Genomic DNA, 18396 nt, shown 5'->3' on the forward strand with positions numbered 1-18396 from the left:
TTTGGGACTCTACCATCCCAACCAAAGGAATTGCGAGGTGCTAAATGACAAAGACCGTATTGTTGTCCCGCAGCTGGGGATACTCCGCTGGTGCTCTGTGGTTAAACTGAGCAAAGTAGGCGGCCAAGGGTTCGGGTAGGGTCGGTAGTGTGACTTGGGTATCTCCTTGGGCAATTTCTGGCCAGAGGGACGATAGGGCTTGGGCGAGGGGCTGGGCCTCAGTTTCCGATAAATTAAAGGGCGGTAAGGTGAGAAAGCGCACCATAAACCCCGCACCCCGCTGCAGCATCCATTGGCGGGAGAGATCACTCAAGGTGGGATAGGTCTTCAGAGATTCAATGCGGTAGGATTCCACATCCACTTGCCAGCCCCCTTGGGGATGTTGCTGCAAAATGAGCCGGCGATAGGGATGGGGATAGCTGACGAGGGAACCCGTCGTTAGATCAAACAGCCCCTGCTCATAGGCAATGTCTTGGACATGGAGATGTCCGGTTAAGACCAAGGCCACCCCCGCCGATCGCAGGAGGTTGAGGAGTTCCACCCGATTCTCCAAGAGGTAGCGCTGCCCCATTGGACTTTGGCTCTGTTGTGGCCAATGCTCAAGGACATTGTGGTGAATCATTACAAGGCGCAGTCCGGCAAAAGGTTTTGCCAATAGAGCCGCCAACCATGCCAGTTGTCCTTGATCGACTGCCCCCATCTGCTGACCTGTCGGGCTAAATTGGTTGGAATTCAGGGCAATCAGTTGTAGGTTGTCTGCAAGCAGGGTTTGATAGTAATGCTTGGCGCCCTTGCCATAGCCCGCATGGGGATACCACTGGGGAAAGTCAGCCCAACCAATACGCTTGTGATCTCCTAGCGGCAGAGGCACATCGTGATTCCCCGGAATCACATAGCAGGGAATGGGCAGGGTTTGCAGATAGCGACTGAGCCAGCGGTGGTTAACGACTTCGCCATCCCGCGTCAGGTCACCGGGCATCAACAAAGCATCAATACCCAGATCAAGAAGATGAGTGACGGCTGCTTCAAAAGCAGGAATACTCACTTCATAGAGAAAAATGGGGGGATGATCCGTCGGAATCGTCTCCGGCAGAGCAATGTGGGGATCACTGATAATACCGAGCCGCACCGCCATCGCTATTTCCTAGTGGCGGAAGTGTCGCCGGTTGGTAAAGACCATGGCAATTCCCGCTTCATTGGCTGCTTGGATAGACTCATTATCCCGCAAACTGCCCCCCGGTTGAATAATCGCCGCAATACCAGCAAGGGCAGCGGCTTGCACAGAATCGGCAAAGGGGAAAAAGCCATCACTGGCCAGTACAGCGCCGCGGGCAGCCTCACCGGCCTCCCTGAGGGCAATGTGTACAGCACCCACCCGATTCATTTGACCGGCGCCAATGCCGCGGGTTTGGCGATCGCGACTGACAACAATGGCATTGGACTTAACGTGTTTCACCACTTTCCAAGCAAAGATCAGTTCTGCCATCAACTCTGGACTGGGTGCGGTGGCGGTGACCACTTGCCACGCCTCTGGATCAATGGGGACGGGGTGAATATCTTGGACAAGAAAGCCGCCAGCAATGGTTTGAATCGCCGTCGTGGGAGCCGTCTGCAACTCAGGTAAGGTGAGAACCCGCATCTTGGGTTTGGTTTTCAGGATCGGTAGCGCTGCTTCCTCACAGGCGGGAGCCACCACACACTCTAAAAAGGTACGGGTTAAGGCTTCAGCGGTGGCCACATCCAAGGGGCGATTCAGGGCAACAATGCCGCCAAAGGCAGAAACACTGTCGGCTGCAAAGGCACGTTCGTAGGCTTCCACAAGGGTTTTGCCCTCAGCCACGCCACAGGGATTGGTGTGTTTAATAATGACGGCAGCGGGGGCACCCTCCCCTAAAAATTCACTGATCACTGCCCGTGCCGCTTCTAGATCTAGCAGGTTGTTGTAGCTAAGTTCTTTGCCCTGAAGCAGGTCGGCGGCTGCCCAACCACTGGGGTGTGCCCCACTGATGTACCAAGCAGCCCGTTGATGGGGATTTTCGCCATAGCGCAGGACTTGTTTTTGCTGCCCCGTCAGGTGGAAGACCGGCGGCAGAATTTCTGGTTCAGTACCAGGGGACGTGATTTCTTGGAGATACTCCGCGATCGCCTGATCGTAACTGGCCGTCAGCGCAAACGCCCGCTGGGCACAGGCAAGGCGAAAAGCAGGTTGAGCTTCCCCGTGTAATCGTAATTCCTGAAGGTAAGTTTCATACTGGCTGGGATCCACCAATACTGTCACATGGGCATGGTTTTTGGCAGCAGCGCGAATCAGCGTCGGCCCACCAATATCAATTTGCTCGATCGCCTCGGCAAGGGTCACGTTGGGCTGGGCAATTGTTTCGGCAAAGGGATAGAGATTGACAACCACCAGATCAATCGGATGAATCCCTTGGGCTTGCAGATCAGCCGCGTCTTCGGGGCGATCGCGCCGTGCCAAAATACCGCCGTGAATTTTGGGATGCAGGGTCTTGACCCGCCCACCAAGGATTTCCGGTGCCCCTGTGTACTCCGAGACCGTTGTCACGGGAATCCCCGCTGCCTGTAAGGTCTTTGCGGTGCCACCACTACTCAGGAGCGTAAAGCCAAACTCCTGCACCAAGGCCGTAGCCAACGCCACCAGTCCCTGCTTATTGCTGGTGCTGAGTAAGGCCATTCGCCCCATGCCTGCAATCCTCCTAGGCGACTAAGAACACCTATTTTAGCGGTTTTAGCGGAACATACTGCTCACAGAGCTATCTTCATGGATGCGCCAAATGGTTTCGCCGAGAATACTCGCCACCGACAGCACCGTGAGTTGGGGAAAGCGTTGCGTCTCCGGTACAGGAATCGTGTTGGTGACAATCACCTCTTCAAAATCCCCTCCTTGGAGTCGCTCGATCGCTGGCGGTGAAAAAACCGCATGGGTGGCACAGGCATAGACTTCCTTGGCACCTTCCCGCCGCAGTAACCGTGCTCCTTCTAAAATCGTGCCGGCCGTATCAATCATGTCATCCACGAGCACCGCTGTCTTGCCCTTAACATCCCCCACCACGTTCATCACTTCAGCCACATTGTGGGCTTGGCGTCGTTTATCAATAATGGCTAGGGGCGCATCATTGAGCTTATTGGCAAAGGCACGGGCACGAGCCACCCCACCCACGTCGGGGGACACCACCACAATATCCTCAAGATTTTTGCTGCGCAGGTAGTCAAGGAGCACGGGTGAACCATAGACATGATCCACGGGAATGTCAAAATAGCCTTGAATTTGCGCTGAGTGCAGATCCATGGCCAGAACGCGACTCGCTCCCGCTTGAGTAATCAGGTTGGCTACTAGTTTAGCGGTAATGGACTCGCGGCCAGCGGTCTTGCGATCGGCACGGGCATAGCCATAGTAGGGAATCACCGCAGTCACTTGGCGGGCTGAAGCGCGGCGGCAGGCATCCACCATGATCAGCAGTTCCATCAGGTGGTCATTGACGGGTCGGCAACAGGGCTGGATCAGATAGACATCACAACCGCGAATGGATTCTTGAATCTGCACATACAGCTCGCCATCAGCAAATCGCTTGCGCACCATTGGGCCGAGATCAATACCGAGGTAGCGGGCAATTTCCTGAGCAAGGGCAGTGTTGGCAGAACCCGAAAACAGCTTTAGACGACTATGATCAGAAATGTGAGAGGGGGTAGTCGTGGGCAATGGCGCAGTGTGAATCACAGCATCTCCCCAAGATGGCGTGCATTTTGATTTTGATCTTATCATTTCCAATTTTGGGAGCCACTACCCTAGGATTGAATTTATAGAAAGATGAATTTTGAGGTCATCAGCTTTGCCAATGGCGCGATCGCAACTCCCACGATTGGGGGATGTTTTTTTGTCACCGATAGGAGTCGCTTGGTTATTCCTTTTACCTGCACTTTTGTTTCTGACAATTTTTGTTTTTTTGCCGATTTTGTACCTTGTCTATCTTAGTTTTACGACGGGGAGTTTTAGTCAAGAAGGGGTGCGTTGGGTTGGCCTGCAAAATTATCAGCAATTGCTCCTGAGTCCAGACTTTTGGCAGGTGATTGGCAATACCGTTTATTTCACAGGGGCAACGGTGCTCCCCACGATTGTGCTGCCCTTACTCTTGGCGGTGGGTCTCAACCAAGGGATCAGGGGACGGGATCTGCTGCGCACGGCCTACTTTTTGCCAACAATGACCTCGATTGTGGCGGTGGGTTTAGGGTTTCGTTGGCTGTTTCAAACCGATGGCCCGGTGAATCAACTGGTGCAAACCTTAGGGGGGCAGCCGATTGCTTGGCTGAGTGATCCCACTTGGGCAATGCCAGTGCTAATTTTGCTCAGTAGCTGGAAGCAGTTGGGGTTTAATTTAGTGGTCTTTTTGGCGGGGTTGCAAACGATTCCTCGCGATCGCTATGAAGCGGCACTTCTCGATGGTGCCAATGCTTGGCAACAGTTTCGCTACATTACGCTGCCGGGGTTGCGACCCACCTTAATTTTGGTGTTTGTCACAACAACGATTTTCACATTGCGCAGTTTTGAACAGGTCTATGTGGTGACCGGTGGCGGCCCCTTAGATACAACAAACCTGCTGGTATTTTATATTTACCAACAGGCGTTTGCGTTATTTGACTTTGGCTATGCCGCTGCCGCAGCAACGGTTCTTTTGGGAGTCACCCTAGGACTGATCTGGCTACAATTGCGTACGCGCCAAGACCCCAATCTTTAGAGAGAGGAGCCAAGACCAGCGTAAGCACCGTAGAAGAACAGCCCGACAATCACAATGACCCCCATGCCAGCCACCGTGGCCACAACCCATAGGGGAATGCGTCCGCCTTCAGACAACATGATCAATTCCTCCTAAGCAGATTCAGTTATAGAGAAGAAATTTAGTTAAAGAAGTAGCTTGAAAAGAGCAACGCAAGGACGAAGATCAGCAACAACCCTAGGTACAGGGATGTGCGATTCAGTTCGACCGGCTGACGATTGGGATTCGGTTCCATGGCTGCACCTTCCTAACGTTGGATAAACTGCATAGCCGCGATCGCCCCGAGGAAGAAAATCGTGGGCACAGCAAGGGTGTGAACGGCCAACCAGCGGACCGTAAAAATTGGGTAAGAAACGGGTTCTTGATTGGGGGTATTACTGGTCATGGCAATCCTACTTCACCTGTTCTAAGAAGGTTTCAACTTGTTGTTTAGCTTGAAAGCGATCGGTCACCAGAGGAATCGACCGCTGTTCCTGAGCATAGTAGCTATCGGGGCGTGGTGTGCCAAACACATCATAGGCCAAACCGGTGCTGACAAAGAGCCAGCCAGCAATGAACAACGCCGGAATGGTGATGCTATGAATCACCCAATAACGGACACTGGTAATAATGTCGGAAAATGGTCGTTCTCCTGTCGTTCCAGCCACGTTGCGATGCCTCCAAAGTGTCTAATGTTAAAAAAAGGAAACGGTACTATCTATCATACAGCCTTTTTTCACAACGATTGAGCCGCCTAAATAAGAACTGCAAGTCCCCTGTACAGCGCTAAAACTTTGGTCTATAGGCCTAAAGTCCAGCCTTGGCCAAATCGGTGAGCACTTCTGCAGCACTCTGGTAGCGATCGCGAAAGTTATACTTGATCATTTTATTGATAATGGCAACAAACTGCGGCGAAAGATGCCGTCCCGGCTGCCAAATCATATCACCCGTGTTGCGATCAGAGGGCAAATCCATCGGGGCGAGTCCCGTCAGACCTTCAACAATAACCATGCCCAAAGAGTAAATATCACTGGCAATCACCGGTCGTCCTGCCATTTGCTCGCTAGGGGCATAGCCACGGGTACCAATGGAGATCGTATATTTGCCGTGCTGGAGCAAATCCTCGGGCTGGACATGGCGTACCGCCCCAAAGTCAATCAAAAACAGTTGTTGATCACTGCGGCGGCGCATGATATTAGCAGGCTTAATGTCGCGATGCACCACCCCAAACTGATGCACATACTGCAAAATTTCCAGAATACTCTTGAGAATGGTGAGGGCTTCGGCTTGGGAGAGGGTAATTTTCTTTGCAAACTCCTCCTTGAGGGATTCCCCATCCACATACTCTTGGGTGAGATAGAAATATCCCCCCTCTTCAAAGTAAGCCAGTAATCGAGGGATACGCTCGTGTTGACCCAATTGGGCTAAGGTTTCTGCTTCCCGCTGAAAGAGGCGACGGGCAATGGCCAAAAAACGTTCATCCTTGCGGGAGGGCACCAACTGCTTGACCACGCAGATCGGATGATCCGGCAGGTGTAAATCCGCAGCCAAGAACGTGCGCCCAAATCCCCCTTCGCCTAGTTGACTCAGGACACGGTAGCGTCCCCCCACAGTTTGTGGTAAGGGTTCACTGGCTTCTTCGCTGATGTCAGAAATGACGGTGGTTTTGGGTTGGGTGCCGCTCGGTGTTTGTGTCTCTGTGGTTGGGGGGGGCGGCGAGGGGACTGTCGTGGTGGGAATCACCTCTGGCCGCTGGGTGGCATCCACAGGCGCCGCGGTTAAGGGGTCAGGGTTGGATCGCTGGGTTGCTGGTAGGTCTCCCTTGGGGGTGGCTGGGATTGACAATTGGGTTTCGGGCAAATCTGCGCTGGTTGTAAATTGGGTGGGTGGAGTTGAGGTGATGTCCGGTGCCGTCTCAGGAATGGATAGTTGCGTTTCGGGCAAATCTGCGCTGGTTGTAAATTGGGTGGGTGGAGTTGAGGTGATGTTCAGTGGTGTTTCAGGAGTGTCCCCATCGGGAGTTGAGGTGACTTCTGCTAGACTCACGGTCTCAGGTACTGATAGTTGGGTTTCAGGCAAGTCCACACTGGTTGCAAATTGGGTTGAGGGCGTCGAGGTCAGTTCTGGGGTAGTTAGTGGCTCAGGTAGGGTGAGTTGCGTTTCGGGTAAGTCAGGGCGCAGTGTCGAGGGGATCTCTGAGGGAACTGTTGGCTGCGGGGTAGGAACCACCCTCTGGGTTTCAGGAAGCTCAACATGGGTAGGTTCAGGAGCAGTTGTGGGAGTTTCTGGCAATTCGGTGGCGGCAGTGGCAGCGTCCTCAGGGTGAACCACTAAGAAGGTTTCCCTCTCAGTGATGGATTGTGGTGGTGTCTCGCGGATCTCTGTGGGGGGAATTTGATCAACGACGGAGGTGAGGAGGGTAGGTGCGGTGTGGGGTTTATCTCCAAGGGGTGGGGTGGGTTCGATGGGGGTAAAGGAAATTGCTGTTTCCGGTTGCAGCACCGTTGCATTGGCATCCGTCTCTAGGCGAGAGACTTCCGTTGGCGAGGTTTCGGGGATTTCCAGAATGGGGGCTGATTCAGGTGTGGTTGATTGACTGATGCCTTCAGTCATGAACTCCAAGGGAGTTGCTGAGCGGCCACTGGGGACAGCTGTCGGTGTAGAGGGGGTAGGGGTGGATTCTCCAGGACTGAAGGCACGATAGCCCAGCATCAAAACCGCCGCACTGCCAAAGCCAACCAGAGGTGCCACCAGCGGAAGCCAACTCCCCTGTAAAAAGAGGAGGAATGTCAGGCCACTGAGACCCAGTCCCCCAGCAACCAACAGTGGCACAATCACCCAGCGCTGTCCCTTGGCGATGATCAGGGCACCAAGGCCAGACCAAGCCAGAATCCAAAGGGAGATCGCCTCCTGTGGCCATGTACCAATTGGAAAACGGTTATCCAGAGCCGCTGCTAGCAAATCTTCAAGGATCGCTGCTTGAACCACAACACCGGGGGTGAGGCGGTTGGTTTGCCCCGGCAGGGTAATCGGAATCAAAAACTTATCGTTACTACTACTGCCAGTGAGGCCAATGAGGACGGCGCGATCGCGCACCTTGGAGGGCAGCACTTGACCCGTCAGCACTTCGCTCAGGGTGACGGTTTCATAGGGCTGGGTCGGGTGGGCATAGTTGATGAGGATTTGAAACCCTGCGGCATCTAGGTTGTTGTAGCCCCCCCAGTTGCTGGTTAAGGCCTGAAAGCGAGCCGTTCCTAAGTCAAGGCGGTTCTCAGTCACAGCTTGGGGATGAATCCCCAGAAAAACACGCGCCAAGGCAAGGGCAAAGGATTGAGGGGTGGAGCAGCGATCGCTGGCTTCGGGTTGAGTTGCCAAAATCGCCCGCCGCACCACGCCATCCTCATCAATGGGAATGTCCGCAAATCCCACCTGATCATTGAGCAGTCCAGCGGGAGGGGCAATTCCGGCATCCGTTTCGCCCCCCACTTTACAGACAATAACGGTGTTGGGCTGGGTCATCATCACCCGTCCGAGGGAGGGCAGCACATCGGTTGGCGGCTTGAAGCGATCGGACACCGGAAAATCGCGAAAAATGTCAATGCCAATGACCTTGGGTTGGTACTCCTGCAATTCGTTGACGGCCTGAATGAGCACTTCGTCAGGAATTGGGTACTGCTTGAGGGTTTGAATATCAGCCTCGGTAATCTCAACAATCAGCAGTCGCTGGGACGTGGCCGGTGTCGATCGCCAGCGCAGCCATTGGTCATAGACTCTTAATTCCAACGGTTCCAGCAGGCCACCCACTCGCAGCGCAAGGACACCCACGGTGGCGATCGCCGTGGCAATGGCCGCCGGTAGAGCGCGTTTAAGATAATCAGGGATGGAGACAGGGGTCATGGCACAAATTGGGGCTGTTCTGCTGAGGCTGAAAGATGCTAAGAGCAGTTTCGCTTCTATCCTGACCTACACCACGGGCGATCGGCAAATTTACGAGGACAACTTTTAACATCCTGCCCACTCCAGAGGGCAACATGATCCCCCTAGGTGGCGGAAGGTGAAACGACTATAATCATTGAGGTGATTGCTGAGCACAACAAGCGCTATGACGGAAACCCCCGATTCAACGACGACTTCAACATCCCCAGAAAGTACAACGGCAGCCGCACGTCAACTGCTGGGCATGAAGGGCGCCAAAAGCGGCGAGACCAATATCTGGAAAATTCGCCTGCAACTAATGAAGCCGATTACATGGATCCCCCTCCTTTGGGGCGTGGTCTGTGGTGCAGCCTCGTCGGGGGGATTTACTTGGAGTCTGGAGGATGTGCTCAAGGCAGCGACCTGTATGCTGCTGTCGGGGCCTTTGATGGCGGGCTATACGCAAACGCTCAACGATTACTACGATCGCGAGATTGATGCGATTAACGAACCCTACCGTCCCATTCCTTCAGGGGCGATTTCCCTTAACCAAGTGCGGGCGCAGATTATCTTCCTCGTTGTCGCAGGTTTGGGTCTAGCTGTTCTACTCGATCTATGGGCTGGCCATCCCACGTTCCCTGTGACCAAAATTGCTTTGCTGGGAGGCTTTTTGGCGTATATTTATTCCGCACCGCCCCTGAAGCTGAAAAAGAATGGTTGGCTGGGGAATTATGCCCTAGGGGCCAGCTACATTGCTTTACCGTGGTGGGCAGGTCACGCCCTTTTTGGCGAATTGACACCGACGATTGTGATCTTGACGTTGATTTACAGTTTGGCGGGCTTGGGTATTGCCATTGTCAATGACTTCAAAAGCGTTGAGGGCGATCGCCAACTCGGCTTGGCTTCCTTGCCGGTGATGTTTGGCGTTACTACCGCCGCATGGATTTGTGTTCTGATGATTGACATTTTCCAGTTGGCAATAGCTGGTTACCTGATGGCGATCCATGCCAATCTTTATGCAGTGCTGCTGATTTTGCTGATTATTCCCCAAATTGTCTTTCAGGATATGTACTTCCTGCGAGATCCCTTGAAAAACGATGTCAAGTACCAAGCCAGTGCTCAGCCCTTTCTCGTCTTAGGGATGCTAGTGGTGGGTCTAGCCCTTGGACATACGCTGGGGTAGTTGAGGGGCATGGCGACATCCCTAATCTTCAAGGTAGAACAGGGGGGCGATCGCCTCGATACGTTTCTTGCACAGCAGCATCCTGAACTCTCGCGATCGCGCTGGCAGCAGCTGATCCAACAGGGACATGTGCGTATGAATGGCCAAGTGTGCGATCGCAAAAATCAGCCCCTCAGTGGTGGGGAGGTACTAGAGGTGGTGCTCCCTGAGCCAGAGCCATTGGATTTAATCCCTGAATCCCTACCCCTGAGTATTCTCTATGAGGATGATGAGTTACTAATTCTCAATAAACCCGTGGATCTAGTGGTGCATCCTGCCCCCGGTCATCGCCACGGCACCTTGGTTCATGGTCTGTTAGCCCATTGCCCTGAGTTGACAGGCATTGGCGGTGTCCAGCGACCGGGGATTGTGCATCGCCTAGACAAAGACACCTCTGGGGTGATGGTTGTTGCCAAAACGGAGTTTGCCCTACACCATCTGCAACAGCAATTGAAAGCACGGCAAATGCAGCGCCACTACCTTGGTGTTGTCTATGGTCAACCCCCTGAGGACACTGGAACCGTCATTGCGCCCATTGGTCGTCACCCGGTAGATCGCAAAAAGATGGCGGTGGTGCCCCCTGAAAAAGGCCGCACAGCAATTACCCACTGGTACGTGCAGGAGCGCTTCCGCCACTGTGCCCTTGTGGAGTTTCGCCTTGAAACCGGTCGCACCCATCAAATCCGCGTTCATGCTGCTCACCTTGGTTGGCCGCTGTTGGGGGATCCTGTCTATGGCCGCGGTGCACCGCTAAAAGTAAAACTGCCCGGCCAAGCGCTCCATGCCTATCGCTTACAGTTGCAGCATCCACGTACAGGTGAGGAGATCGTGGCGATCGCCCCTCTGCCAGAGCATTGGCAAAAACTACTGCGACTACTGCGCCAGAATAACACTTCGTGACCCGCTGCTTTCACCACTGCCTGAATCGCCCTTTTCGGATGAATTGGTGCATTATCCATCATCAACAACGATCCCTAACGCCGGCAAACAGTATTGACTCAGCCGAATACTGTGATGGCAAACGTGGTCATGGTGTCTGACCACCTTGCTGTGTGATTACGGAAAGGTTGGGTATATTCTGGAAGTCTTTCTCGTTATGAGTAACGAGCGGCACCTGATAGCACAGCGCACAAGCAGCGATCCAAGCATCGGCAAAGGAAATCGGCTTACCGATACGCTTTCGTCCTGCAACAATCTCGCCGTACCTTTTTGCGATTTCGTAGTCATAAGGAATCACCACAAAGTTACGGAGCACGCTCTCAAGCTTCTTTCGCTTCTGCTCTCCCCACCCAGCGTATTCTGCCCCTGCCCAAAGTTCGCCAACAGTGATGAAGGAAATCGCCAAGGTTGTGCCGAAGAGATGATTCTCATAAAGCCTCGCCTCTGGCGCACCTTTCATGATGTACGAGAGAATGTTAGTATCCAAGAGCAGATAGGCGGATGTCACGAGCCATGCCTCCCGATGACATTGCCTTGTCGCAATTCTTGAATAAACTCCTCAAAGCCATCGTTGCGTTCGCCGGGCCAAGTGCCATATAAAGTAGCAAGATTAGCTACAGGCTGGACGCCCTGCATTTGGGCAAGTTCTTCCAGTGTCCTTGAAGTCCAGAAATCATAAACTTCTGCTGGAGCGAGCGGAATTTCCTCTATCGCCTCCGTGAGTTCCTCTAAAGGTTCGATGTCGTGGATACGCACTCGGTTAATCTTGCCGGTCTCAGGATCGCTGAGTGCTTCACCGATTATGCGGACGCGACGCAGAAGATTCTCAAGTACCTCTTCCTTTTGCTCCTCATCGAACACGCATACGACTGGATCACCAACAGGAGGATGAACCCGTAACCGCATACCTTCTTCTTTGAAGTCCGCCATAAGCAAGCGGCCTTCAATGGTGGTGAGGTGAGTTTTGGGTCCCTGAATCCGCTGCTGGATTACCTGGAACGCTTGGGGGGTGTACTGAACCCGTAGCGGACTTGGACGATGATTGAGTTCAAAAGTTATTGAATATACTTCTTTCTGGAAAAGCCTGCCGACATCACGCCATGCAAGTAAGACTCCCCGATCAAATCCACGAGGAAGGACATCAGCCGGCTCTTGGACTTCGCGTATGCCTGTAAGAGCAGTCTCTAAGATGTGAAGTAAAAAATCCTCTTCGGGGAACAAGCTTGGTTCAGCTCGCCTGTCGAAGCGGAGTAGGGTTGATGGGCTTCCGTGGTTAATCTCAATAAGGTCTAATTCCAGAAGCTGCTTGAGCTGTTTCGACTTGGGTCCTTTGCGAATACTATCGGTTTCGCCTAAGAGCACTTGGCCTGTTCGGTAAAAGACTTTTTGAAGGCTCGACAAAAGCTCTGAAAGCTGTGAAACAGCTATTCGACCTGAGCGGACAAACCTGCCTTCTAAAATCAGGGTCAATAGTGAAGTTTTCCCGTTCATGGTGCGCACCTCCTCATGACTAGGCTAATTTATTAAGCATTTATCATTAAGCATTTATCGAGCGTTGTGAACTGCTGACAAAATTATTTCCCGATACCATCGCCAGAAGCTGGCGCAGGTCTTCAGTATATTTCCTCCTCTAGCTCCAGCAGGCGATTGATGAGCACCTCCGGCTTTTCGTGCTCGACGGCCTCGGCTTGGTGCCGGCAGTAGCGGCGTGCGGTCGGGTTGTAGTCGGTGGCGCGAATCTGGTCTATCGTTGCCCACGACGCCGTTGGGCAGGCTGATGACCGCTAGGATCTCGAACTGCTCCACAAGCTTGTGGCAGATATGGCGCAGCATCTTCTTGGAGTCCAATGGAGTCAAATAGTAGCCCTTCCTTTAGCACCACAGCGGCGCGCTCAGCGGGGCGCAGGGCATTCATCATGTGCTGGATAAAGAGCGTCTCATAGAGCTTGATGTGGTATTCGAACTGCGCCAGCAAGCGCTCAATTCTGAATCAATCCCTCTAAATGCTTACTTCGGGCAGGGATGAGGGGCAGTTTCCGCGACGGAGGACGGTATCATACAAGCCGATGTCTTCCCCTTCATGCTTATTGATCCCTGTATAGGCCAAGCTCGGGTCTTCATATCTTTTGAACTTATACACCGCATCGTTCATCAGAGCACTGTTGAATACCCCCAAGCTGACGAGCAGTTCAAAGTCTTTGACCGTCAACCCTGTGACCTTCTTGAACAACCCAGGCTCCAGTTGCGTGATCACATCCCGCAGGGTTCGTTCTCGGTAATCGGTCAGGTACATGAAAATGGGGATGCGGGTGGCAAGTTTGATAAGTTTTTCCTGAATTTGCTTGCGCTTGCTCTTGAATTCCTTTTCTTCTTCCGTGAGCTGCTTTTTCTCTTGAGAGGAAAGTTTCTGGTCATTTGCCTCTTTCTTCGCCTTCTTGACCGCTTCAGATTTGTTGATGATGGTTTCGATCTCCTGATTGAGATTGCGAAACCCCTCGATGCGCATGAGAGCCTGCATCGCCTCTTTATTGTTCATCAACCGCCGCAGGGTGTCGTCGTCCACGTTCACCAGTAGCGCGCTTTCCCAGCGGCGGGCCAACAGGGTTGCCGTGGTACCGGCCATCGCCATATCGAGCACACCGGCGGCGTCAATCTGCCTCATGGAACTGCCGTCGTAGGCCAACACCGGCAAAAATTGGATAAATTCTGCCACCTTCTTTTCTGGGTCTTCCCCGTTGACGTTGAGGCGGCAACTGTAGTCGGCAATCTGGCGCAAGGCCCGATCGGGCGCAAAATCGAAGACGTAGCACTCCTCTTTGAGGATCAGTTCCTCATTAGGTGAAACGCCGTCGGGATTTTGGATCGTCCACGGACTTTGCACGCGAAAGGCGGCCTGAAAGTAGGTCTCTGGGCTGGAGGTGTTGCGCAGCATGAAGATCCCTGTCCAAGGCCGCACCGTCACGCCGGTGGTGAGCTTGCCGCAGGTGAGGGTGATGGTTTTGGTCTTGAGGGGATCACCCATTGCTTTGAGAACAGGCGGCAGAGCATTGACCCCAATACCCGCGGCTGCGCCGGCAGCAACGATGACTTTGTAATCGTGGTAGAATTTATTTTGGCTCTTTGCCAGCAGATTCTGCATAGCGTAGCAAGAGGCAACGCTGGGCAAGAACCACAGGGTATGCGAGAGCACATTCAACAGCCGCATATCCGAGAAAGGCAGCGGCGGTTTCTCCGCACCCAGTTTTAAGTTGTCTAAACTCGTGGGGAGATAGGCGCCCCGAATCAGATCGAGCCACTTCTGTACTTCCTCTTCATACGTGAACCGCGCCTGATCGTCGACGCCTTCCGCCGCTTTGCGTTCCTGTTCGTCTTCGGATTCAAAAAGGTCTTTAGCTTTCTCCCGCCAAGCGCCGAAGTGATATTCATCGAACATCACGCAGTCCCAGTGTGTGGTATGCACCGATTCATTCTTGGTTTTAATCCCGCCGGTGCTCGGATTGCGGCCCAGATAATCCTGAAAGGAACCGAAGCAGACGATGGGTCTGTTCTTGTCCGCCTGTTCGTAGGTGAGGCCGCCGGGTTTGATGAATTGCCAGCCCTGAAAATCCACGTGACAGCGCAGGTCTTCTTCCCAAGCGCTTTGCACTGCCGGCTTGAAGGTGAGCACCAGCATCTTTTTCCAGCCCATGCGCTTGGCCAGTTGGTAGGCGGCGAAGGTCTTGCCAAAGCGCATCTTGCAGTTCCAGAGGAAATGGGGCGGCTTGTCGTTTTCCCGGCGGCAGGTCTGGAAATAGGCGACGGTTTTTTGAATCGCGGCTTCCTGCTCGGGACGCAAGCCGAAACTCAGCGATCGCTGTTCTTCCATCAATTGACCTGCCCGCACAGCATTGATAGCGGACTGCACATCTTTGTCCGTGCAGCGGAACCACTCGCCGCCGGCATGCGGGATGCCGTTGATGCGCAGCATCCGGTGCACGTCGTGGTCGGTAAAGCCGGTGCCGTCGTTGCGGATAGCCGGCTCATCCACCACGATGCGATAGGGCTTCTCGCCAGGACGGAGCGTAGGATACTGCTGCGCCACCCGCTCCTGCACGCTCTTCGTGGTGTAGCCGATCTTGAGCAGGCCCGCATATTGGGGATTCGTATCCTCGTAGGCGTAGATTTTCGGCTCGATTCTGGGCCGTTGTGGAAAGAAATCTTTATGCGTCATGGGTCAAAAGCCTCTCCAATTCTTCCTGCAATTGTTTTTTGTCTGGCAAATAAAGCTGATATTTGCTCACGAAGAGTTTATTACTGATGTTTTGGGTAGCATATTCCACCAGGATATGGTCTTTGTAAGCTCCAAGCACGATGCCGATGGGCGGATTATCGCCTTCGACATTTTCCTCTTTGGCAAAATAATTCAGATACATGTTCATCTGCCCGATGTCGGTGTGCTCGATTTCCCCACGCTTGAGGTCGATCAGCACAAAGCACTTGAGTATGCGGTGATAAAACACCAAATCCACATAAAAATGGCGGTTTGACAGCGTGATTTTGTATTGCCTGCCAACGAAGGCAAATCCCTTGCCCAACTCCAGTAGGAATAACTCCAGGTTTTGAATAAGCCTTTGCTCCAGTTCGCCTTCCAGATATTGGTGTTGGGGTGGAATGCCAAGAAATTCGAAAATATAGGGGTCTTTAATCAGGTCTTCGGCATGCTGAACATCGCTGCCCTTTTGAGCAATCTCAAGTACGCCGGCCTTGTCCTTACTCAGAGCCAGACGGTGAAAGAGCATGCTCTTCATCTGCCGCTTCAATTCACGCACGCTCCAGCCCTCTTTCTCGCATTGTTTTGCATAAAAACTGATCTCAAGGTCACTGTCTGCTTTTATAATTTCGACATAGTGACTCCAGCTTAATTGTCCAGACAGTGTCTGGATTTTTGGAAACTTGAGATAAAATTGTCGAATCTGGAACAAATTTGAGCGGCTAAACCCCTTGCCGAATTCCGCGGTCAGGTCTTTTGATAGCCGATCGAGCAGTTCGCTGCCGTACTCGGCTTTCACATTTCCTTTTTGTTCGAACTCTACGATGTGTCGGCCGATCTGCCAGTAAGTCTGCACAAGAATTGTGTTGATGGCCCGGCCCGCCTGAATCCTTCCCTGACGGAGCAGTTCACCAATTTGCGTCTTTAACTGCTCATAGGGATTTGACGCAAGATGGCTACTCATCGGCAGGCTCCGTTTCTTCGTTTTTTGCGCCGTTTTCTTTAGTCGCCGGCATCGGGCGAATTTTCGACTCAATAAAGGCAATTTCTTCTTCCGTAAGCCCGTATCGCTCGTAAAGCTTTTCGTCGGTCCACTCGGTGTTCATGTCGAGGATGGGCACGAAGGCGTAGGCCTCTTTTGTAATGTGATGGGAATACATGAACTGGGATACCAAGAAACGGAAAAACCGAGTCTTCATATAAGCGACCAAATGTTCAGCCTGCTTTTGGGAAGCATAAGCCCCAATTACCAGATACGTTTCTGTGCAGATGGTTCTCGGAGGTAGTATGTCTATTTTGGAGAAAACCCTTCTCCTTCCGTCTGATCCTGGATTTCCGGCATGGTCATAGCCCACGTAGGATGTAATAACCTTCCATTTGTCGATCATTTCCACGCCAACGGTTATGTCCTCCCTTTTGTACGATCCTTCGCCGTTTTGCCAGCGCAGGATGAGATCGCCAGCTTTTTGGGGTCGAGCATTGGTAGGTACTCCAAAAGGTTTTCTGCTGGACACCTGTTCGCTCAATCTCCTTTCTTTCTTAGCGAGTACTTTTCTCACAATGGACACGGCCTGACTATGGCGGATGAAGGTTGGGAATTCATCGAGTTTTCGTATCGAAACGACGTTCTCTCCTTTGTGCATATTGATCACTTCGCAGGGCCCACGCGCGTCCCGTTCCCAAAGGAAATAACACACACCGCCGGCAATATCTACGCCGGGGAAGACCTCTGATGCATCCTCGAAGTCCACCAGTTTTCGGATGCGATCATCGCCAAGCATCTCGGCTCGGAAGGAATCCAAGCCCTTACCGCCTGCAAACCAGCGGGAAGGGATGATCATCAGCAAGTAACGTGGATTCAGTTTTTTTGCTTGATGGACAAACTTGTTGTAAATCGGCGTTGCGCTTCTACCAAACCCCCCGTCGCTCAACTGATACGGCGGATTGCCAATGATGACATCGAATTTCATCTTAAAAATCTCCTCCGGGTTTTCCGTGTGGATGAACTCATAGGCGTGGGTTTCCAGTTCCTCGCCGCGGGCGTAGTTGGCTTCATTAGCGCCGCAAAAGATGCAGCGGCCGTTTCGCCAGGTGTGTTCGGTGCGTCGGTAGCGGATGTTGCCTTCTTCGGTGTTAAAGGCGGTGCAAATGGAGTATTTGCCGTTGGCGTGTTTGGAGCAGTAGAGCGTGCGCCGCGCGATGAGCGCCGTCAGTTCGGTGATGGCGATGCCGAAGAGCTGGTGCTTCATGATGTGGTTGATGCGCGCTTGGCGATCGGGGATTTGGGTTTCCAGGCCCTTGTCGAGCCGCTTGGCGATCTCGCGCAGAAACACTCCGGACTTGCAGGCTGGGTCAAGAAAGCGGGCGTCGGGGTTGCTCCAGAGATCGGGCGGCAGCAGATCCAGCATCTGGTTAGCCAGCGCCGGCGGGGTGAAGACCTCGTCGCTGGAGAGATTGGCTAGGCACAAGAGCACGTCCGGGTTGTGGCTACTCATCGTAGGCATGGGCAACCTCCAGAAAATGCACCGGTGGGTAGTCTTTGACCGGTTCAGGGATGAACACCTCCTCGCCGGCATCCGAAAAGAGCGGCAATTCCCGCATCGCTCCCTGGTTCACCAGTTCATGGAAGGCAAAGTCCCGCCGCTTGAGCAGGCTGCCATTGACCAGCGACCATTCAGGAAAAATAATCGGTTGGGGGTTCGCCCCTACGGTTTTCAACGTCAGCGCGTCGCCGTGGACAATGTTTTTGCTGAGGATATAGCGCACCGTTTCCCGGCAGGGCGCTTTGGCCTTGTCTTTGAAAAGCCGCGTGTAGGCTTCATCAAAAACGGCAAACAGCCGCTGCCGGCATTCCGCAGCGTTGTCTTCCAGAATGTCAATCCCGTAGAGCGACGACACGGCCAGGATGGCGTAGCGCTCGTATTCCAGTTGGACCCTAGCATAGCGCGCTTCCACCACGCGTAGTTTCCGGTTCAGGATTTCGACGAGAAAGTTCCCCGTGCCGCAGGCCGGCTCTAGGAAGCGCGAATCAATGCGCTCCGTCTCCTGCTTGACCAGATCGAGCATGGCGTTGACGATATGCGGCGGCGTCAGAACCTCGCCGTAATCCACAACCCGCTGTCTGGATTTTGTCATGGTTCTCATCGCTCACCAACATGGAAGTCAAACCTGAATCTCGACCTGTGGGCAACGGTTCGGCCTGTGGGTCGGTCTGGAAGGGAGGATTAAGCGCTCCTTGTTTCGGGTGGATGCGATCGCGGGTGCCATGGTTCATTGCAGTGCTAATTTGAAGTGACAGCCTA

18 protein-coding genes are annotated in these 18396 nt (G+C 53.2%); 3 read left to right on the forward strand and 15 right to left on the reverse strand.

Annotated elements, in window-relative coordinates; genetic code table 11:
* Window positions 1–40: 40 nt before the first annotated feature.
* Genes RHJ80_RS02785 through RHJ80_RS02795 form a run of 3 tightly spaced genes read right to left on the reverse strand, consistent with a single transcriptional unit; the run spans window position 41 to window position 3781 of the window.
* A complete protein-coding gene (locus RHJ80_RS02785) occupies window positions 41–1135 on the reverse strand; it encodes a metallophosphoesterase (protein ID WP_206200974.1) in 1095 nt (364 codons plus the stop codon).
* A gap of 9 nt (window positions 1136–1144) precedes the next feature.
* Window positions 1145–2701, reverse strand: a complete 1557-nt coding sequence (gene purH / locus RHJ80_RS02790) for a bifunctional phosphoribosylaminoimidazolecarboxamide formyltransferase/IMP cyclohydrolase (protein ID WP_310743343.1) — start codon at window positions 2699–2701, stop codon at window positions 1145–1147.
* Between the two features lie 45 nt (window positions 2702–2746).
* A complete protein-coding gene (locus tag RHJ80_RS02795; RefSeq protein WP_315863340.1) occupies window positions 2747–3781 on the reverse strand; it encodes a ribose-phosphate pyrophosphokinase in 1035 nt (344 codons plus the stop codon).
* 73 nt (window positions 3782–3854) lie between these two features.
* Here RHJ80_RS02795 and RHJ80_RS02800 point away from each other — a divergent pair, with 73 nt between their 5' ends.
* The gene (locus RHJ80_RS02800) at window positions 3855–4751 is read left to right on the forward strand and encodes a sugar ABC transporter permease (protein ID WP_315863341.1); all 897 of its coding nucleotides are present in this window, start codon (window positions 3855–3857) and stop codon (window positions 4749–4751) included.
* Here RHJ80_RS02800 and RHJ80_RS02805 read toward each other — a convergent pair.
* The 5 genes from RHJ80_RS02805 to RHJ80_RS02825 all read right to left on the reverse strand — a co-directional run bounded on the left by RHJ80_RS02805 (window position 4748) and on the right by RHJ80_RS02825 (window position 8666).
* The gene (locus RHJ80_RS02805) at window positions 4748–4867 is read right to left on the reverse strand and encodes a photosystem II reaction center protein J (protein WP_099798822.1); all 120 of its coding nucleotides are present in this window, start codon (window positions 4865–4867) and stop codon (window positions 4748–4750) included. The two genes, RHJ80_RS02800 and RHJ80_RS02805, sit on opposite strands and share 4 nt — an antisense overlap.
* A 44-nt stretch (window positions 4868–4911) precedes the next feature.
* Window positions 4912–5025: a photosystem II reaction center protein L gene (locus RHJ80_RS02810; RefSeq protein ID WP_149820459.1), complete on the reverse strand. Its 114-nt coding sequence runs from the start codon at window positions 5023–5025 to the stop codon at window positions 4912–4914.
* Between the two features lie 12 nt (window positions 5026–5037).
* Window positions 5038–5175 (reverse strand): cytochrome b559 subunit beta, encoded by a 138-nt coding sequence (gene psbF, locus RHJ80_RS02815; RefSeq protein WP_099798824.1) that lies wholly within the window; start codon window positions 5173–5175, stop codon window positions 5038–5040.
* A 7-nt stretch (window positions 5176–5182) separates the two neighbouring features.
* Window positions 5183–5437, reverse strand: coding sequence for a cytochrome b559 subunit alpha (gene psbE, locus RHJ80_RS02820; RefSeq protein WP_149820457.1), 255 nt, complete (start codon window positions 5435–5437; stop codon window positions 5183–5185).
* 139 nt (window positions 5438–5576) lie between these two features.
* Window positions 5577–8666, reverse strand: coding sequence for a CHASE2 domain-containing protein (locus RHJ80_RS02825; protein WP_310801416.1), 3090 nt, complete (start codon window positions 8664–8666; stop codon window positions 5577–5579).
* Window positions 8667–8871: 205 nt separating this feature from the next.
* On the opposite strand from RHJ80_RS02825, the gene chlG reads away from it, so the two are divergent.
* Together chlG and RHJ80_RS02835 are read left to right on the forward strand one after the other, a co-directional pair.
* Window positions 8872–9867 (forward strand): chlorophyll synthase ChlG, encoded by a 996-nt coding sequence (gene chlG, locus RHJ80_RS02830; RefSeq protein ID WP_149820455.1) that lies wholly within the window; start codon window positions 8872–8874, stop codon window positions 9865–9867.
* Window positions 9868–9876: 9 nt separating this feature from the next.
* Window positions 9877–10806, forward strand: coding sequence for an RluA family pseudouridine synthase (locus tag RHJ80_RS02835; RefSeq protein ID WP_149820453.1), 930 nt, complete (start codon window positions 9877–9879; stop codon window positions 10804–10806).
* Window positions 10807–10933: 127 nt separating this feature from the next.
* Here the strand turns inward: RHJ80_RS02835 and RHJ80_RS02845 are convergent, their stop codons facing one another.
* The 7 genes from RHJ80_RS02845 to RHJ80_RS02875 form a co-directional block, all read right to left on the reverse strand.
* Entirely contained in the window at window positions 10934–11353 is a 420-nt protein-coding gene (locus RHJ80_RS02845) for a type II toxin-antitoxin system VapC family toxin (RefSeq protein WP_149820451.1), read from the reverse strand.
* A complete protein-coding gene (locus tag RHJ80_RS02850; RefSeq protein ID WP_286668667.1) occupies window positions 11350–12336 on the reverse strand; it encodes a hypothetical protein in 987 nt (328 codons plus the stop codon). Before RHJ80_RS02850 ends, RHJ80_RS02845 begins: the two co-directional genes overlap by 4 nt.
* A gap of 253 nt (window positions 12337–12589) precedes the next feature.
* On the reverse strand, window positions 12590–12820 hold the full coding sequence (locus RHJ80_RS02855) for a hypothetical protein (protein ID WP_310801417.1): 231 nt from the start codon (window positions 12818–12820) through the stop codon (window positions 12590–12592).
* A gap of 24 nt (window positions 12821–12844) precedes the next feature.
* A complete protein-coding gene (locus RHJ80_RS02860) occupies window positions 12845–15055 on the reverse strand; it encodes a GIY-YIG nuclease family protein (RefSeq protein ID WP_310801418.1) in 2211 nt (736 codons plus the stop codon).
* On the reverse strand, window positions 15045–16058 hold the full coding sequence (locus RHJ80_RS02865) for a PDDEXK nuclease domain-containing protein (protein ID WP_310744071.1): 1014 nt from the start codon (window positions 16056–16058) through the stop codon (window positions 15045–15047). The genes RHJ80_RS02860 and RHJ80_RS02865 overlap by 11 nt, the downstream gene beginning before the upstream one ends.
* A complete protein-coding gene (locus RHJ80_RS02870) occupies window positions 16051–17598 on the reverse strand; it encodes an Eco57I restriction-modification methylase domain-containing protein (RefSeq protein ID WP_399384450.1) in 1548 nt (515 codons plus the stop codon). Before RHJ80_RS02870 ends, RHJ80_RS02865 begins: the two co-directional genes overlap by 8 nt.
* Window positions 17582–18238: a DNA methyltransferase gene (locus RHJ80_RS02875; protein ID WP_315863342.1), complete on the reverse strand. Its 657-nt coding sequence runs from the start codon at window positions 18236–18238 to the stop codon at window positions 17582–17584. Before RHJ80_RS02875 ends, RHJ80_RS02870 begins: the two co-directional genes overlap by 17 nt.
* Window positions 18239–18396 lie beyond the last annotated feature (158 nt).

This window comes from Thermosynechococcus sp. QS41, assembly GCF_031583515.1.
Classification (GTDB): domain Bacteria; phylum Cyanobacteriota; class Cyanobacteriia; order Thermosynechococcales; family Thermosynechococcaceae; genus Thermosynechococcus.

What these genes read in the sequence shown, in the direction of transcription:
- RHJ80_RS02860 (WP_310801418.1), bottom strand. Translation starts at nt 15,055, where the DNA reads ATGACGCATAAAGATTTCTTTCCACAACGGCCCAGAATCGAGCCGAAA.
- RHJ80_RS02795 (WP_315863340.1), bottom strand. Translation starts at nt 3,781, where the DNA reads ATGATAAGATCAAAATCAAAATGCACGCCATCTTGGGGAGATGCTGTG.
- RHJ80_RS02800 (WP_315863341.1), top strand. Translation starts at nt 3,855, where the DNA reads ATGGCGCGATCGCAACTCCCACGATTGGGGGATGTTTTTTTGTCACCG.
- RHJ80_RS02870 (WP_399384450.1), bottom strand. Translation starts at nt 17,598, where the DNA reads ATGCCTACGATGAGTAGCCACAACCCGGACGTGCTCTTGTGCCTAGCC.
- RHJ80_RS02865 (WP_310744071.1), bottom strand. Translation starts at nt 16,058, where the DNA reads ATGAGTAGCCATCTTGCGTCAAATCCCTATGAGCAGTTAAAGACGCAA.
- psbF (WP_099798824.1), bottom strand. Translation starts at nt 5,175, where the DNA reads ATGACCAGTAATACCCCCAATCAAGAACCCGTTTCTTACCCAATTTTT.
- RHJ80_RS02850 (WP_286668667.1), bottom strand. Translation starts at nt 12,336, where the DNA reads ATGAACGGGAAAACTTCACTATTGACCCTGATTTTAGAAGGCAGGTTT.
- chlG (WP_149820455.1), top strand. Translation starts at nt 8,872, where the DNA reads ATGACGGAAACCCCCGATTCAACGACGACTTCAACATCCCCAGAAAGT.
- RHJ80_RS02785 (WP_206200974.1), bottom strand. Translation starts at nt 1,135, where the DNA reads ATGGCGGTGCGGCTCGGTATTATCAGTGATCCCCACATTGCTCTGCCG.
- purH (WP_310743343.1), bottom strand. Translation starts at nt 2,701, where the DNA reads ATGGGGCGAATGGCCTTACTCAGCACCAGCAATAAGCAGGGACTGGTG.
- RHJ80_RS02825 (WP_310801416.1), bottom strand. Translation starts at nt 8,666, where the DNA reads ATGACCCCTGTCTCCATCCCTGATTATCTTAAACGCGCTCTACCGGCG.
- RHJ80_RS02810 (WP_149820459.1), bottom strand. Translation starts at nt 5,025, where the DNA reads ATGGAACCGAATCCCAATCGTCAGCCGGTCGAACTGAATCGCACATCC.
- RHJ80_RS02835 (WP_149820453.1), top strand. Translation starts at nt 9,877, where the DNA reads ATGGCGACATCCCTAATCTTCAAGGTAGAACAGGGGGGCGATCGCCTC.
- RHJ80_RS02875 (WP_315863342.1), bottom strand. Translation starts at nt 18,238, where the DNA reads ATGAGAACCATGACAAAATCCAGACAGCGGGTTGTGGATTACGGCGAG.